Genomic DNA, 16,097 nt, shown 5'->3' on the forward strand with positions numbered 1-16,097 from the left:
GAAACAACTTGTAATTTAACGAACTGCAACACATCTTGCATTGAAGCAAGAGGCTATCTCTTGCTGATTTATTTTATATTTATTTATCTATTTATATTTATGCGAGATTTATATTATGTCATATGAAGAAGAACTATGTTTTTCAAGCCCTTCTATTGAAGTAGTTGAAAATTCACTTTGGTATTACGCTGATAGACCTGTTGCAGATAAAGTAAAAGATATTGTTCTTTTATTACACGGGAAAAATAATACTGGATTTGGAGTGTGGTCCTGGTCTTATTTTAATTCAATGCCCCGCGATGGATTTTATCCTGTTGCATTAACATTACCTCACTCTAATACAGCTGATTTAAATATATCAGGCAAATATGTAGCCGCTGCAATTTATATTTTGCGTCGGAAATTTCCAGCACATCATATTCATATTGTGGCCCATAGTATGGGAAACATATCAGCTGCGTGGGCTTTTCATTACCGTCCTAGCTTTATGTCTAAGCATGTAACTAGTTTTTGTAGTATTGGAGCTGTTTATGCAGGTGTAGCAAATTTATATCCTGGCAAACCAGCTACACCAGCCGATCTTCAGGTTATTGCTGGCTCAAATTTCCTTAAAGAAATTAACTCTGCACCATTTCCTGATCCTGTTCGTTATCTTTCTATTATTTCAGAAACAGACGAAGTGACAACAGGTAACGCTCTGACTGCGAAAGAAATAGCGACTTTCCCGGCAGGGACAAAGGGAAAGGTTGTAACGCCTCAGGAAGTTTTCGGTTTGAATACAAAAATTAGTCACGTTGAAGAAGTTGCTGTAAGCTCTGTTTATGAAATAGTCAGAGCATTTTTACGAAATAAAGAAATTAATTTATTAAAGGTTAAAAATTTATATTATGAAGGCATGCAAATAGACGGATTAAATCTTACCTTAAATTCTGGTGATAAAATTTCTCATCATGGTGATAGTCCGTTAGTGACTCAAGAGCCGCCTCTTAATGACGTCGTTATTTAAAAAATAATATTACCTGGAAAATTTAGGGGGAGTATAGCTTTTGCTATATTCCCTCATCTCATTGACATAAAAAAACGGACTTTTGTACAAAACAAAATTATGGAAAGCCTCTTTTAGTGTTAATGATAGACCTCACCGTACTTAAAGACTAATTTACTTGTGTTACATAATCTAAATAAAAGCGGAAAACGAGAATGGATCATGCAGGCCACATTGAAGATACGCGCTTAGCAGAGGCTCTGAGCGAGCGTTATGTAGCCTATGCGTTATCAACAATCATGTCACGTTCTTTGCCAGATGTGCGTGATGGTTTAAAGCCAGTACATCGGCGTTTGCTTTACGCCATGCAGCAACTTAAGCTTGATCCAAGTTCTGGTTTTAAAAAATGTGCCCGTGTCGTGGGTGATGTTATTGGTAAATATCATCCTCATGGTGATGCTTCAGTCTATGATGCTTTGGTTCGCTTGGCCCAGGACTTTGCCGCGCGTTACCCCCTGGTTGAGGGGCAGGGTAATTTCGGTTCAGTTGATGGCGATGGCGCGGCGGCTATGCGTTATACAGAAAGCCGCATGACCGAAGTGGCTAAGGTTATGTTAGATGGCATTAACGATGATGCTGTCGATTTCCGACCCACTTATGATAATGAAGATCATGAACCTGTTGTTTTGCCTGGGTTCTTTCCCAATCTTTTAGCTAACGGCGCGGCAGGTATTGCCGTTGGCATGGCAACAAGCATTCCCCCTCATAATGCGGCTGAAATTTACCGCGCTGCCTGCCTTCTAATTGAAAGGCCTGAAATTTCAATTCAAGAGCTTTTGGATGTTATACCAGGGCCAGATTTTCCTACTGGCGGAACCTTGGTTGAAAGCCGGGAGGCTGTTCTTCAAGCTTACGAAACAGGAAGAGGTTCTTTTCGTACGCGGGCAAAATGGGGTGTTGAAAAAAATCGTAACGGTACATGGTGCATTATCGTTACCGAAATTCCATACCAAGTTCAGAAATCAAAGTTAATTGAACAGATTGCAGCATTAATGGAGCAGAAGAAACTTCCGCTTCTTGGTGACGTGCGAGATGAAAGTACAACAGATATTCGTTTGGTTTTAGAGCCAAAAACGCGCCAATGTGATGCCGAAGTGCTAATGGAAACACTCTTCCGTAACACAGCACTTGAAACCCGTTTTAGTTTAAATATGAACGTCCTTAATCATGACCGTGTGCCGGGGGTCATGTCGCTTAAAGACGTTTTAAAGGCGTGGTTAGATCATATTCATGTCGTGTTTGTCCGTAGATCGCAACATAGGCTAGATGCTGTATTAAAGCGTTGTGAAATTTTAGATGGCTTTTTGCTGGTTTATTTAAATCTTGATGAAGTTATTCGTATCGTTCGCGAAGAGGATGAGCCCAAAAAAGCGCTTATGGTAGCATTTGATCTTACTGAGTTGCAGGCAGATTACATTCTTAATATGCGTTTGCGCTCACTAAGAAGATTGGAAGAACTGGAAATTAAGCGGGAAAGAGATAGTCTTGCCAAAGAACAAGCTTCGCTCGAAAAATTATTGGGATCAGAAAAACGACGCTGGAAAAAAATCTCTGGAACGCTGAAGATTTTGGAAGAACGTTTTTCAAAAGGAACTTACGGTTCACGTCGTACAATTATTTCTGAGCCGCCTGCAGAGATTGACACATCGTTGATTTTAGAAACTGAGCGTGAACCCGTGACGGTTCTTTTGTCGAAAGAAGGGTGGGTTAGAACAATTAAGGGTCATGGCATTGACCCCGCTACTCATCGTTTTAAAGAGGGAGACGAAGCAGGTTTTACCCTGGAGTGCCAAAGCACTGATAAATTATGCTTGGTAGGACAGGCAGGAAGAGCATTCACATTAAAGGTATCCGACCTTCCGGGAGGAAGAGGATTTGGGCAGGCTGTTCGAACTTTATGTGATATGGCGCAGGATGATCAGCCTCTGGCCTTATTTGTTTTGGGACAGGAAGAAGAAAAATGGCTGCTCGCCACAGCACGAGGCCGCGGCATGATTGTTTCGACCAAAAATTTGGCTGCTGAAAAAAGAACAGGACGCCAGGTTTTTAACCTCTCTGAAGGAGAAGAGCTGGTAAGTTGTATTAAATGTGACGGAAGCCATATTTTATGTTTAAGCGAAAATAAGCACGCTCTTATATTCCCGCTTGAGCAAGTGCCTGAAATGACAAAAGGCAGGGGTGTCTCCCTGCAAAAAATGGAAGATAGCCCTCTCAAGATTATTCGTATTTTTTCACTTGATGAAGGACTTATTTGGAAAGAGGGGCAACGCGTTAGACCTGCAAGTGATTTGTCAGGTTATTTATCTCGTCGTGGTGCCAAGGGACGGTTAGCACCCCAATGGATGTTAAGAAAATAAAAAAGGGTTTTATTAGCCTTTAGGCAGAAGCATGAATCATATAACGCTATTAACGATTTGCTACGGGGTCATAAGCCTAATATGTTCTATTAGCGTTACGATTCATATCCTTTTAACGAAAAGAGACACAGCCTCATGTGCGGGGTGGATCGGCGTCTGTTGGCTGATGCCTCTTTTTGGGTCCGTACTTTATCTCATGTTCGGAATTAATCGTGTCCATCGTCGTGCCCAAAAAATGATGGATGAAGAGGGCACCGAACATTATCTCCCCCTCAAAGAGCTGCGTCACGAGGTAAAGGGCCAGTTTCTTCCATTGGTTAAAATGCTTGACCGTTTGACAGGTCACCCGCTTTTGGGGGCAATATTGTACGCTGTCTTCATGATGGTGATAATGCCTACCCAGTTATGCTGGAGGCGATAAGCCAGGCTCAGCATTCAGTGCTTTTATGCTCATATATTTTCAGACATGATATTATTGGTGAAAAATTTGTAGAGGTTTTATCTGAGGCCAAAAACCGTGGGGTTGAGGTCCGTGTCTTAGTTGATGGTATTGGTAGCGGCTATATTTATAGTGATATTCTCCGTTCTTTGGACGAGAAAAACATAAAATGTGCACGTTTTATGCATTCTTTTTTGCCTTGGAGAATGCCTTTTATTAATCTAAGAAATCACAGAAAAATTCTTGTTATTGACGGCAAAATTGGCTTTCTTGGGGGCCTCAATATAGGCGCCGAAAACCTTTTGCGTGTGACCACTCATCAACCTGTCGCTGATACGCATTTTCGCTTTGAAGGACCTGTTATTACACAATTAACAGAGGCTTTTGTGAAAGACTGGGCCTTTACAACTAATGAGGTTCTTACCGGTCCTCGTTATTTTCCTCAACCAGTTCCTATTGGCAATGTGCCAGCGCGTATTGTGACGTCTGGTCCTGACGCTGATATGGAAAAAATTGAATATGCCATGCTTCAGGCCATAATTTTGGCCAAAAAAGAAGTATGGTTTATGTCTCCTTATTTCATTCCGGATAATCGCTTTGCAACTGAGCTTGGCCTGGCCGCCTTAAGAGGGGTTGAGGTCAATATACTAGTTCCCAAAGAGAGTAATCATAAATTTACTGATTATGCCCGTAATGCCTGCTTACCACGTCTCATAGATGTTGGGTGCCATATTTGGCTTGGAGGCCCACCATTTAACCATTCTAAGCTAATGGTTGTGGATAGAAATTGGAGCTTTGTTGGAAGTTCTAATCTTGATAGACGGTCTTTAAGACTGAATTTTGAAATTAATGTTGAGATTCATGATTTTATTACGGCTTCACATTTAGAAGGCTTTATAAAACGTCATTGCAGTGAAAAACTTACCAAAGAAGATTATCAAGCCTGGTCATTGCCGGTAAGGCTGCGTAATGCCGTATTAAGATTATTTACACCTTATCTGTAACCGGTAAAGTTTCCGGCTCTAATGTGAGTGTTATAGGTCGGTGGTCAGAGCTTAGGCGAGGGAGAGCCCTGGCTTTTAAGCGTCTAAAACCGCGTGCCAGGCAATGATTAAGCTTCAGATTATTTACGCTTTATCTGTAACTGGTAAAGTTTCTGGTTCTAATGTGAGTGTTATAGGCCGGTGGTCAGAGCTTAAGCGAGGGAGAGCCCTGGCTTTTAAGCGTCTAAAGCCGCGTGCTAGGCAACGATCAAGGCGTAAAGGAATACGGTTGAGCATTAGATGAGTTTTCTCTCTCGGTCCAATATCGCGAAAGCCTTTAAGCAAGGGAGGACCGACAATATTAAAATCACCTATAATGATCGCACGTTCAGTTAAATGGCTACGTATAAGGCGTAATTGTCGACGATTTAGCATTGGTCCATGAGAGAGATGGACATTCGCGATTGAAAACATTCCAAAACCAGTTTCAAAAGTTAAAATTTGAGCTGATCGAAGAGCACATATGCCTGGTTGTAACGGTAATAAGGTAGGTGTTTCAAACGGAATGCGGCTCCAGCAAGCCGTGCCATGGGGGCGCCCGGGCAGAACAGACCGGTGATAATATCCACCAATAAGACCCGGAAGTTGATCAACGCCAAATTTCACTTCCTGTAGTAAAACTATGTCTGGTTTTGTAATGCGGATTAAAAGAATAATATCCTCTATCGTTGCTCCCTGTTCATGCAACAGGTTCCAGCTCACTAAAGTGAGAGACTGCAAAGAGGCGGGAGAGGGAATATATTCATTAAACATAAAATCTACTATGCGTAATAAAAAGGCAGATAAAGGTTAAATTCTTTCAGAATTTTGCGAATAAATTTAAAATTAGAAAGAGAACTCTTCTATGACGCAGAAAAATGGCAAAAAATTGGACAATACAGGGTGGTCCCGTCTTTCGACCCTGCTAACTCATTCAGCCCGGCCCAAACCGCCATCAGAAGGTGTTTTCGTCAATGGTCCTGTTACGCGTGGATCGACGGTGCTTTTTCCGACCGTTAAAGATTTAAATAGTAATGATGAAAAGCGCTATAACCATGAGCTGACATATGGAGCCATGGGTAATGATACTCAGTTTTCGTTAGAGGCACTTATAGCAGCCATAGAAGGGGGGCAGCATGCGCAAATAGTGGGTTCAGGCTTATTGGCCTGCACATTTGCGTTGCAAGCTTTTTTAAAATCAGGTGATCATCTGCTTTTGCCTGACTCTGTTTATGGTCCTACACGGCGCTTTGCTCTTAAAACTTTGTCGCGTTTTGGAATTGAAACAAGTTTTTACCCTCCTTTAGCTGGTGAAGAAGAATTAAAATCCTTTCTAAAACCAAATAGTGCGGTCATTTTTGTCGAAAGCCCCGGCAGTCATACTTTTGAAGTGCAGGATATAAAAATGATTGCACGTTTGGCGCACGAAAATGGGGCAAAGCTTCTTTTGGATAATAGCTGGGGTATAGGAGCCTTTCAGCCTTTTGAGCATGGGGTAGATGTTTCTATTCAGGCTCTCACAAAATACCCCTCAGGTCATTCAGATGTCGTATTAGGGGCGGTGACAGTCGCTGATAAAGCAGATTGGAAGTGTTTGCGTGACGAGGCCATATATATGGGACTTTGTGCAAGTTCGGATGATTGCTGGCTCACATTAAGGGGGCTTAGAACAATGGCCTTACGGTTAGAGAAACAGTCAGAAACAGCTTATGATCTGGCTGTCTGGCTCAAAAGCCGTCCTGAGATTTCTATGGTGCGCCATCCTGCTTTGCCTGAGTGCCCAGGGCATGAATTTTGGAAAAGAGACTTTCATGGGGCAAGCGGCGTTTTTGGCGTAGAGCTCCAGTCTGATGTCTCACTATCTGCCATGGAAAATATGCTCAATAATCTGCATTATTTTGGCATTGGTGCAAGTTGGGGAGGGTATGAGAGTCTCGTTTTGCCAACTCAAGGCAGTATCACACGTTGTTATAAATCGGGTGTACCGCAAAATGCGGCTTTTCGCCTACAAATAGGGCTGGAAAGTTATGAAGAACTTCGTCAGGATTTGGAAAGAGGTTTAGAGAGTTTAAAAACCAAATAAGTATTTCCTGAATAATATTAGTATGTCCTATTTAGGATGAGTACTTTATTAGTCATAATTAACCAAAAAGGACCATTATGCCTTTGCTGTCAGAAAGAAAATTTTCATGAAAATTTTGAAAAAATCGAACAAGCTTAATCATGTGCTTTACGATATTCGTGGCCCTATCATGAATCGCGCAAAGCAAATGGAAGAAGAAGGCCAGCGGATTATTAAGCTTAATATTGGCAATCTGGCTGTGTTCGGTTTTGAAGCCCCTGAAGAAATTCAATTAGATATTATTAGGAATTTGCCTAATTCAGCCGGCTACTCAGATAGTAAAGGTATTTTTGCAGCGCGCAAAGCCATTATGCATTACTCTCAGGAGCAAAATGTCCAGGGCGTGACATTAGATGATATTTATTTGGGAAATGGTGCTTCCGACTTAATAAATATAGCTACTAATGCCCTGCTAAATGACGGTGACGAATTACTTTTACCAGCCCCCGATTACCCTCTATGGACCGCAGTCACAAGCCTGTCAGGTGGCACTCCTGTGCATTATCTGTGTGATGAAGAAAAAGGGTGGATTCCTGATCTAGACGATATACGGTCTAAAATTACACCCCGCACCAAAGGTATTGTTGTTATAAATCCCAATAATCCTACTGGTGTGCTATATCCTGACGATGTTCTTAAAGACATTATTTCTATTGCTCGTGAACATGGCTTAGTCATTCTCTCTGATGAGGTCTATGACAAAGTGCTTTATGACGATGTTAAGCATACGGCGCTGGCAAGTTTATCTACAGATGTGCTGACACTGACATTTAATTCTTTGTCAAAGAGTTATCGTGCCTGTGGTTATCGTGCTGGATGGATGGTGATTTCTGGTGATAAAAGCGGGGCTCAGGATTTTATTGAAGGCCTGAATATGTTGGCCAATATGAAATTATGCGCCAATGTACCCGGCCAATGGGCTGTTCAGACAGCATTAGGTGGGTATCAAAGTATAAATGATCTGGTCGGGCAAGGGGGACGATTGCGCCGCCAGCGGGATTTGGCTTATGAGCTCATTACAGCCATTCCTGGTGTAAGTTGCGTAAAGCCGCAGGCAGCACTTTATATGTTTCCAAGGCTCGATCCTGATATTTATCCTATTAAGGATGATCGTCAATTTTTCTTGGAGTTGCTCGAAGCCACTCGTGTTATGTTGGTGCAGGGCACAGGGTTTAACTGGCCACAGCCTGATCATTTCCGTATTGTGTTTTTGCCTCATGAGGCCGATCTACGTGAAGCCATCAGGCGCATTGCAGAGTTCTTAGAAGAATATCGTAACAAACATGCAAAGAAAAAGTGATTCTAATCTGGTTTAAGTTACACGGTAAAAGAGGGCAGAGATTGTAAAATCACTGCCCTCTAAGGCGGTAGCTTAGGGCTTCTGCAATATCAGCCCGTCTTATGGAATTTGAACCATCTAAATCAGCTATCGTACGAGCGACACGAAAAAGCCGCGTAATAGCTCTGTTAGACAAGCGCATTTTGACTGCTGCTTGCTCAGCTAATGATTGTGCATCTTCTTCTAAATTAAATTCTTCAGGCAAAGCGATGGCATTACAAACACCTTGGCGTTTTAATTGTCTTTCTCTTGCTTTGCAGACGCGCTTACGAACAGTTTCGCTATTTTCTCCCTGAGGAGCACGACTAATTTCAATAGGAGAGACTGGCCTTATTTCAACTTGTAGATCAATACGATCTAACATAGGCCCTGAAATGCGAGAAAGGTAATCAGCTCCACAACGTGGTGCTTTATGACATGCGCGCTCACTATCACCTAAATAGCCACAACGGCAGGGATTCATGGCGGCAATAAATTGAAAACGTGCTGGGTAAGTTGCATGTCGGGTTGCACGGGCTATGGAAACAGACCCCGTTTCTAAAGGCTGCCTTAAGGATTCAAGGCATGAGCGTGAAAACTCTGGAAGTTCATCTAAAAAGAGAACGCCATTATGCGCTAAACTTACTTCACCAGGTTTTGCTTTTGCGCCGCCTCCAATAATAGCAGGTAAAGTGGCACTATGATGGGGAGCTCTATATGGTGGTCTTGTGACGAGACGCCCTGCTTGCAACATGCCACTTATACTGTGAATTTGACTCGTTTCTAATATTTCCTCACGTGTCAAATCTGGCAGAATTCCTGCAAGGCGATTTGCCAGCATCGATTTTCCTGTTCCCGGTGGGCCACTCATTAATAATGAATGGCCACCAGCAGCGGCAATTTCCAAAACACGTCTACCTAATTTCATGCCTTTGACATCGGCGAGATCAGGACCGTAATCAGGTTCTTGAAATTGAGGTTCTGAAACAGGTGTTAAAATTTGTTCGCCGCGAAAGTGGGAAAGAAGGGCTAAAAGATTATCCGCTGCCAAAATATCGATATTAGGATGTCCCCAACGTGCTTCCACACCTTGAGACTTTGGACAAATCAGGCCTAAATCTAGAATGGCAGCTCCTAATGCTGCGCATAAAACGCCATTAATGGGATTGAGGCGCCCATCAAGAGAAACTTCACCGATTGCTGCGTAATTTATTATGCTTTCGGAAGGAATAACACCCATAGCCACGAGTAAACCAAGTGCTATAGGAACGTCAAAATGAGCACCTTCTTTGGGTAAATCAGCAGGAGTCAGATTGACTAAAATACGCTTGGGAGGAAGAGCCAAGCCCATGGCAGCCAAAGCAGCTCTGACTCGCTCGCGTGCTTCTCCCACTGCTTTATCTGCCATGCCAACAACTAAGAATGCAGGCAACCCATTCGATATTTGAACTTCTACCGTAACAGGCACCGCCTCAAGACCAGAAAAAGCAAAGCTTTGTATTTTTGCAAGAGTTGGGGCGGTGACGTTAGAGGAAGAAGACATTAGCTTTTATCGAGTAACTGCCCTGATAAGGCGCGTGCGTAATGTGCCTTCTAGTTGGCGTAATTCTTTTAATATAGTTTGTTCAATGGCTGATTTATCTTGCCCGTCATAAGCTTCTGCTTCCACGACAACGTAACCAATCTCACCATCTGTTTGCAGGAACTGAGCCGTCACATTGCACGCAGCTTGTGCAAAAATTTCGTTAATGTGACGTAATGTGCCAGGCCGGTTAGCATGAACATGCATAAAGCGCATGCCACCTGGGCGCTCGGCAAGCTGAACTTCAGGAAAGTTAACGGCACCGAGAGTGGATCCAACATCGGAGTAGCTTACAAATTTGCTAGCGACTTCTACACCTATGCGTTCTTGAGCCTCGATTGTTGACCCACCAATATGAGGTGTTAGAAGCACGTTTTCTAACCCCTGTAGAGGAGTAGAAAAACGCTCTTGCGGGCTTTTAGGTTCTACAGGAAAAACATCGACAGCAGCGCCCATAAGATGGCCGTCTTTTAGGGCAGCAGCGAGAGCATCTACATCAACAACATTACCGCGCGCATTATTAAGTAAAATGCTGTTAGGCTTCATAGCCCGTATTTCAGCTTCTCCAATCAAATTATTTGTATCAGCAGTTTGTGGGACGTGCAGCGTTACAATATCAGATTGTGCTAAAAGCTCATGAAGGCTGGAGACTGCAACAGCATTACCGTGGGGTAAACAAGGCACTGTGTCATAATAAATGACACGAAGGCCAAAAGCTTCCGCCAAAACAGAAAGTTGTGAGCCGATAGAGCCATACCCAACAATACCGATTGTTTTGCCACGAACTTCCCAGGAATTTTCGGCAGACTTATCCCAGCCACCCTCATGGCACTTGGCGGAGCGGGAAGGAATCCGTCGTAAAAGCATTACAATCTCGCCCATTACCAACTCGGCAACAGAGCGTGTATTGCTGTAGGGTGCATTAAAAACGGGGATAGCAGCCATACGTGCTGCGCTGAGATCGACCTGGTTAGTGCCGATACAGAAGCAGCCAATAGCCATTAATCTATCTGCTGAATCTATAACATCTTTTGTAAGCTGTGTGCGGCTGCGAATACCAACCATATGCACGCCTTTGAGGGCCTCTTTTAAAGCGTCACCTTCAAGAGCTTTTTTAAGATGAGTTACCTCAGTGTAGCCGCGTTCATTTAAGTAAGAAACAGCACTTTCATGAATACCTTCTAAGAGCAAAATGCGAATCTTGTTTTTAGGAAGTGAAAGCTGTTGTGAAAGCGCTGTATCCATTTCCATGCATCCTCGTGAAAGCTTTATCTGCTTATTAAAAGTGAATATTGCCGGTGTTAATTATTTTAAAGTAAATTATTAAAAGCAATCAGGAAAGAGCTTTTACAGCTTCTCCTAATAAATTAGGTGACCCACAGGCCAAAACATTGCCCTTGCTCTCTAATGTTAGGGCGTGGCCATTCCAGTCAGTGATAGTGCCCCCAGCTCCTTTAATGACTGGAACTAAAGCCGCCCAGTCCCATGGTTTGAGAGTGTCTTCGGCGATAAGGTCGATATGACCCAGGCTTAACAGCCCGTAAGCATAGGCATCTCCACCCCATGATGTACGTTTCACACTATTTTGTAGCTTTTCGAAACGACTTTTATTTTCCTGACTAATAATTTCGGGAGAGGTGCAGGAAAGTTCGGCCCTGCTAATAGTGTTGCATTGCCTCGTGCCGGCTGAACCAGTGATATTAGGAGACATAAATTGTGTTTTTTCTCCTTCTATGCCGATCCATCTTTCTTCAGTAATAGGTTGGTCAACCAGCCCTAATACGGGTTTTCCTTTATGGAAAAGAGAAATTAATGTGCAAAAGCTCGGACGTCCCGTAACGAAAGATCGTGTTCCATCAATGGGATCCAAAATCCAGAGCCATTCACCTGATAAATGCCCCTCTTGTCCTTCTTCTTCACCTAAAATGCTGTGAGAAGGGTATTTGCGCATTATAATTTCACGCATAGCCTGTTCTGCTTTGCGATCAGCCATTGTTACAGGACTATTATCCTGTTTAGTATCTATTGTGATATTTGCTCTAAAATAAGGCTTGATGCATGCTCGTGCAGCGTCAGCGCAGTCCCGAGCAATCGGTAAAAATTGTGAAAAATTATCGACTATCATGATAAACACTTAACCCCTAATATTTAACCTTTATTGAAGCCCCATTAGAGACATAGCATCAAGAGTTTTTATGCGCCCTATCGTCATTATACCATCCAGACTTGCCTCAACACGCCTGCCGCGTAAGGCGCTAGTTGATATTAACGGCGTTTCTATGATCGAACGTGTTATAAAGCAGGCCCTCTTTGCTCAAATAGGTCCGGTCATTTTAGCGTCAGGTGATGAAGAGATCATCACAGCAACACAGCATATTAAAGGTGTGAGGGCTGTTTTAACGGATCCGGCCCTGCCCAGTGGGTCTGATAGAGTGTGGGCGGCCTTACAAGAAGTTGATCCTCATAATGACTATGACGTGGTTATAAATTTACAGGGTGACCTTCCTCTTTTTAACCCAGATGATTTAAAAGCCGTTTTAAAACCGCTTGAAGACCAAGCCATTTCAGTTGGGACGTTGGTTGCTCCAATTTATGATCTAAATGAGTGTAACGAGTCTTCTATTGTAAAAGTTGCATGTGCTTTTCCAGAAAATAATAATTTGGCGCGTGCCCTTTATTTTTCACGACAGCCCATTCCATGGGGTGAGGGGCAATTCTGGCATCATGTTGGTGTTTATGCATGGCGCAGAGAAGCTCTGGCAAAGTTTGTCACCCTGCCACCATCTCTTTTGGAGCAAAGAGAAAAATTGGAACAATTGCGTGCTTTGGAATCTGGTATGATAATTGGCTGTCATTCAATTAAAGAAGCCCCTATGGGTGTTGATACAGAAAAGGATTTGGCTTTGGTTAGAAAGATTGCACAATGTCAGTCATAGCGTTTCAAGGGCGTCCTGGAGCTTATTCAGATCTGGCCTGTCGTGCAGCGCGGCCTGGATGGCGTAGCCTGGCCTGTCGTACTTTTCTGGAAACGATTGAAGCTGTAAAGCTGGATCAGGCTCAGGAAGGGCTTTTACCTTGTGAAAATTCACTTGCCGGTAGAGTGCCTGAAATACACACATTATTACCAGAATCAGGCCTCAAAATTGTTGGTGAGCATTTTCAGCGCGTAGAGCACGCTCTGTTAGGGGTAAAAGGGGCTAAATTATCAGATATAAAGCGCCTTCACACGCATCCCGTTGCTCTTGGACAAATTAGAAATTTTGTTAAAGACCATAATTTAGAGGCTGTTGCTGAATTTGATACAGCAGGATCTGCTGAGCTAGTAGCCGAGTGGAATAATAAAGAAGATGCCGCAGTCGCTTCTACATTAGCAGCAGAACTTTATGACCTGACCATTTTACAAGAAAATATTGAAGACGCTGCTCATAATACAACCAGATTTTATCGCGTTTCAAAAAACGCACAAAATTTTGATTATGATCCTGGCTTTCCATTGATGACGACGCTTCTTATTCAGGTAAAAAATATAGCTGGGGCACTTTTTAATGTGCTGTCATGTTTCAATGAGCAAAAAATAAATATGACTCGCCTTGAAAGTTATATGTTGGATGGAACATTTACAGCCACGCAATTTTTAATAGATGTGGAGGGCGCTCCAATAAATGACAATCTTAGAAAAGCATTGTCAGATTTGAAAAATGTTAGTCAGGAGTTACGTGTTTTGGGCGTTTACCCTCGTAGCCCTTTACGCGATAAGCTCTAAAAGTTATGGCTCTGTCACAGATAGTTGCAGAGCTTTATAAAATTTAAAAAGCCAAAATTGAGTGAGACAGAGTTATGGGACAAACAATCAACAATATTTACCGCGGCTCCTTTACCGCTCTGGCAACCCCAATGAATAAAGATAAAACTCTTGATATTGGGGCTTATACTGCAATGATTGAGCGCCAGATCGAAGCAGGTACTCAGGGTTTAATACCAGCCGGGACAACAGGAGAAAGTCCCACTCTTTCTCATAAAGAACATGGCCATATTATTGAGCATTGCGTTAAAACGGCAAATGGCCGTGTCAAAGTGATGGCTGGAGCAGGGTCTAACAGCACAAACGAAGCTGTTAGTATGGCCAAACATGCAGAATCTGTTGGAGCTGATTCCTTGTTGGTTGTCGTGCCTTATTATAACAAGCCAACGCAAGAGGGCTTATATCGCCATTTTATGGAAATTGCAGATTCAGTCTCAATTCCTATTTGGTTATATTGCGTCCCTGGCCGTTCTGTTGCGGATTTGACACCTCAAACAGTTGCACGCTTGGCTAGCCATCCCAATATAGTTGGCACAAAAGACGCAACAGCAAATTTAAGCCGCCCCATTGAAGTGCGTCGTTTAGCTGGAGAGGATTTTAATCAACTTTCTGGTGAGGATAATACGATAGTTTCCTTTCTGGCTGCAGGTGGTCATGGCTGCATTAGTGTGACCTCTAACGTTGCACCACATTTATGTGCTGATATGCATCTTGCTTGGCAGGAAGGGCGCGTTCAGGAGGCCATTGACATTCAGGATCGTCTGACGCCTCTTCATAATGCTTTATTTGCTGAAACCAATCCTGGACCGGTGAAATATGCTCTTTCGCGTATAGGGTTATGTAACTCTGTTTTGAGATTACCCTTGTATGAGCCTTCTGAGGCAACCAAAGCACAGATTGACGAGGCTTTAAGAACCTTGGACCTTCTTGATTAACAAAGGAACCAAGCATGTCGGCTAAAAAAACAAAAGGAGGGATGGTATCTCGCGGTATTGTTGCACAAAACCGCAAGGGCCGTTTCAACTATACTATTAAAGAAACTCTTGAGGCTGGAATTGTCCTCAAAGGCCCTGAGGTTAAAAGCTTACGGCTCGGACGTGCAACATTGTCAGAAGCATATGCATCGGAGCGCAATGGTGAATTATGGCTTTTAAATTCCTATATTCCTGAATATCAAGGTGGCGTTTTATCGCGCTTTGATACGCGCGCTCCCAGAAAATTGCTTGTTCATAGAAAACAAGCCAATCAGTTAATTGGTTCTATTACGCGTGATGGAGCTTCTCTCATACCGCTAGATATTCATTTTAATGATCGCGGTATCGCTAAAGTAACCCTTGGTTTAGGGCAGGGGCGAAAGAAGGAAGATAAGCGTCACGCTATTGCAGATAGAGATTGGCAGCGTGACAAAGCCCGCCTGATGCGCAGCAAAGGTCGGGATTACGGCTAATAAATTCTAAGCATGATATAAAAAAAGCCCTTCTTTTTAAAGAAGGGCTTTTCTTTTGCCAAAACGCCGTAAGACCGAAGTCTTACTAAGCTATCTTAAGCAAGTGTGAGTTCTACAGCCTCAGGGCCTTTATTACCCTGAACAACTTTCATATTGGTCTGTTGACCTTCCATGAGAGTGCTTAAGCCAGAGCGACCTAAAGCGGAAGCGTGGACGAAAACATCTTTGCTGCCATCTTCTGGTGTGATGAAGCCAAAGCCCTTTGTGGCATTATACCACTTAACAGAACCACACATTTCGGCAGCATTTGTCAAATCTGGTGCTGGGAAAGAGCGGTCCTGGCGAGGCGGATTGCTGCGTGGAGCTGGTGCCAATTCTGCAGTGCTTGTATCAACAGAAAGAACTTCTGCGACTTGGCGCCCTTTAGGCCCTTGTCCGATACGAACAACCAAAGTTGTGCCAGGAGCAGGAGCTGTATGCCCGCTATCTGTTAAGGTATTGGCATGTAAAAATACATCACCACTACCATCGCTCAGCCCAACAAAGCCAAACCCTCTTTCGGTGTTAAACCACTTAACTGTAGCACCGACCTCTGGGCCGGTTGGTGTAACTGGTGCACTTGCACCACGGCCACCACCGCCGCCGCTAAAGCGGCGAGGACCACCATTGCCGCCTCTAGGAGCGCCGTAGCCTCCACGATCGTCAAAGTAAGAAGGTTGGCTTGTAAAATCGCGGTCAAATCCGCCGCGGCGCGGGGTATAAGAGCTGCGGTCGGTTCTATTATTTCTCAACTGTCTCGTCCCGATAAACTGGGTCATGGAAGGTACAAACTAGTCTTTCTAGTCTGCATTTGATTTTCTTGTAGAGAACCATTTGGCTCCCTAAGATTTACACTAGCACGCTTTTTTCTTTCGTCACCATATAAATTATTAAAAATTGAAATAAAATCGATAAATTTTATTT

The 16,097-nt window shown here is 43.3% G+C and carries 13 protein-coding genes and 1 pseudogene; 9 read left to right on the plus strand and 5 right to left on the minus strand.

The genetic code is table 11. From position 1 onward, the window contains the following. Positions 1-115: 115 nt before the first annotated feature. The 3 genes and pseudogenes from GT348_RS03370 (at position 116) to cls (ending at position 4,845) form a co-directional block, all read left to right on the plus strand. Positions 116-1,006, plus strand: a complete 891-nt coding sequence (locus GT348_RS03370; protein ID WP_160618510.1) for an alpha/beta fold hydrolase — start codon at positions 116-118, stop codon at positions 1,004-1,006. 194 nt (positions 1,007-1,200) lie between these two features. After that, the gene (parC, locus tag GT348_RS03375) at positions 1,201-3,402 is read left to right on the plus strand and encodes a DNA topoisomerase IV subunit A (protein ID WP_160618511.1); all 2,202 of its coding nucleotides are present in this window, start codon (positions 1,201-1,203) and stop codon (positions 3,400-3,402) included. A 31-nt stretch (positions 3,403-3,433) separates the two neighbouring features. Beyond that, positions 3,434-4,845 (plus strand): annotated as a pseudogene (gene cls, locus GT348_RS03380) (cardiolipin synthase). A gap of 123 nt (positions 4,846-4,968) precedes the next feature. On the opposite strand, the gene GT348_RS03385 reads toward cls, so the two are convergent. Beyond that, a complete protein-coding gene (locus GT348_RS03385; RefSeq protein ID WP_160618512.1) occupies positions 4,969-5,637 on the minus strand; it encodes an endonuclease/exonuclease/phosphatase family protein in 669 nt (222 codons plus the stop codon). 91 nt (positions 5,638-5,728) lie between these two features. Between GT348_RS03385 and metC the strand changes: the two genes are divergently transcribed. Then, positions 5,729-6,946, plus strand: a complete 1,218-nt coding sequence (gene metC, locus GT348_RS03390) for a cystathionine beta-lyase (RefSeq protein WP_160618513.1) — start codon at positions 5,729-5,731, stop codon at positions 6,944-6,946. Positions 6,947-7,052: 106 nt separating this feature from the next. Then, entirely contained in the window at positions 7,053-8,285 is a 1,233-nt protein-coding gene (locus tag GT348_RS03395) for a pyridoxal phosphate-dependent aminotransferase (RefSeq protein WP_160618514.1), read from the plus strand. Positions 8,286-8,334: 49 nt separating this feature from the next. On the opposite strand, the gene GT348_RS03400 is transcribed toward GT348_RS03395, so the two are convergent. The 3 genes from GT348_RS03400 to GT348_RS03410 all read right to left on the minus strand — a co-directional run bounded on the left by GT348_RS03400 (position 8,335) and on the right by GT348_RS03410 (position 12,010). Beyond that, positions 8,335-9,846: a YifB family Mg chelatase-like AAA ATPase gene (locus tag GT348_RS03400; RefSeq protein WP_160618515.1), complete on the minus strand. Its 1,512-nt coding sequence runs from the start codon at positions 9,844-9,846 to the stop codon at positions 8,335-8,337. 6 nt (positions 9,847-9,852) lie between these two features. Then, the gene (gene serA / locus GT348_RS03405; protein ID WP_160618516.1) at positions 9,853-11,130 is read right to left on the minus strand and encodes a phosphoglycerate dehydrogenase; all 1,278 of its coding nucleotides are present in this window, start codon (positions 11,128-11,130) and stop codon (positions 9,853-9,855) included. An 88-nt stretch (positions 11,131-11,218) separates the two neighbouring features. Next, entirely contained in the window at positions 11,219-12,010 is a 792-nt protein-coding gene (locus tag GT348_RS03410; protein WP_160618517.1) for an inositol monophosphatase family protein, read from the minus strand. 70 nt (positions 12,011-12,080) lie between these two features. Between GT348_RS03410 and GT348_RS03415 the strand changes: the two genes are divergently transcribed. The 4 genes from GT348_RS03415 (at position 12,081) to smpB (ending at position 15,134) form a co-directional block, all read left to right on the plus strand. Continuing rightward, positions 12,081-12,821 carry a 3-deoxy-manno-octulosonate cytidylyltransferase gene (locus tag GT348_RS03415; RefSeq protein ID WP_160618518.1) on the plus strand — a complete coding sequence of 247 codons (741 nt, stop codon included), beginning with the start codon at positions 12,081-12,083 and terminating at the stop codon, positions 12,819-12,821. After that, positions 12,809-13,648, plus strand: coding sequence for a prephenate dehydratase (locus GT348_RS03420; RefSeq protein WP_160618519.1), 840 nt, complete (start codon positions 12,809-12,811; stop codon positions 13,646-13,648). Before GT348_RS03415 ends, GT348_RS03420 begins: the two co-directional genes overlap by 13 nt. Positions 13,649-13,722: 74 nt before the next feature. Next, positions 13,723-14,622 (plus strand): 4-hydroxy-tetrahydrodipicolinate synthase, encoded by a 900-nt coding sequence (gene dapA / locus GT348_RS03425; protein WP_160618520.1) that lies wholly within the window; start codon positions 13,723-13,725, stop codon positions 14,620-14,622. Between the two features lie 14 nt (positions 14,623-14,636). Beyond that, a complete protein-coding gene (gene smpB / locus GT348_RS03430) occupies positions 14,637-15,134 on the plus strand; it encodes an SsrA-binding protein SmpB (protein WP_160618521.1) in 498 nt (165 codons plus the stop codon). Between the two features lie 95 nt (positions 15,135-15,229). Here smpB and GT348_RS09615 read toward each other — a convergent pair whose 3' ends face one another. Beyond that, entirely contained in the window at positions 15,230-15,925 is a 696-nt protein-coding gene (locus GT348_RS09615; RefSeq protein ID WP_272915649.1) for a cold-shock protein, read from the minus strand. Between the last annotated feature and the right edge of the window lie 172 nt (positions 15,926-16,097).

This window comes from Aristophania vespae (genome assembly GCF_009906835.1).
GTDB classification, from domain to species: Bacteria; Pseudomonadota; Alphaproteobacteria; order Acetobacterales; family Acetobacteraceae; genus Aristophania; species Aristophania vespae.

Excerpts from the sequence above, each read along its gene's own strand:
- GT348_RS03370 (WP_160618510.1), top strand. The coding sequence starts at position 116 with ATGTCATATGAAGAAGAACTATGTTTTTCAAGCCCTTCTATTGAAGTA.
- parC (WP_160618511.1), top strand. The coding sequence starts at position 1,201 with ATGGATCATGCAGGCCACATTGAAGATACGCGCTTAGCAGAGGCTCTG.
- GT348_RS03385 (WP_160618512.1), bottom strand. The coding sequence starts at position 5,637 with ATGTTTAATGAATATATTCCCTCTCCCGCCTCTTTGCAGTCTCTCACT.
- metC (WP_160618513.1), top strand. The coding sequence starts at position 5,729 with ATGACGCAGAAAAATGGCAAAAAATTGGACAATACAGGGTGGTCCCGT.
- GT348_RS03395 (WP_160618514.1), top strand. The coding sequence starts at position 7,053 with ATGAAAATTTTGAAAAAATCGAACAAGCTTAATCATGTGCTTTACGAT.
- GT348_RS03400 (WP_160618515.1), bottom strand. The coding sequence starts at position 9,846 with ATGTCTTCTTCCTCTAACGTCACCGCCCCAACTCTTGCAAAAATACAA.
- serA (WP_160618516.1), bottom strand. The coding sequence starts at position 11,130 with ATGGATACAGCGCTTTCACAACAGCTTTCACTTCCTAAAAACAAGATT.
- GT348_RS03410 (WP_160618517.1), bottom strand. The coding sequence starts at position 12,010 with ATGATAGTCGATAATTTTTCACAATTTTTACCGATTGCTCGGGACTGC.
- GT348_RS03415 (WP_160618518.1), top strand. The coding sequence starts at position 12,081 with ATGCGCCCTATCGTCATTATACCATCCAGACTTGCCTCAACACGCCTG.
- GT348_RS03420 (WP_160618519.1), top strand. The coding sequence starts at position 12,809 with ATGTCAGTCATAGCGTTTCAAGGGCGTCCTGGAGCTTATTCAGATCTG.
- dapA (WP_160618520.1), top strand. The coding sequence starts at position 13,723 with ATGGGACAAACAATCAACAATATTTACCGCGGCTCCTTTACCGCTCTG.
- smpB (WP_160618521.1), top strand. The coding sequence starts at position 14,637 with ATGTCGGCTAAAAAAACAAAAGGAGGGATGGTATCTCGCGGTATTGTT.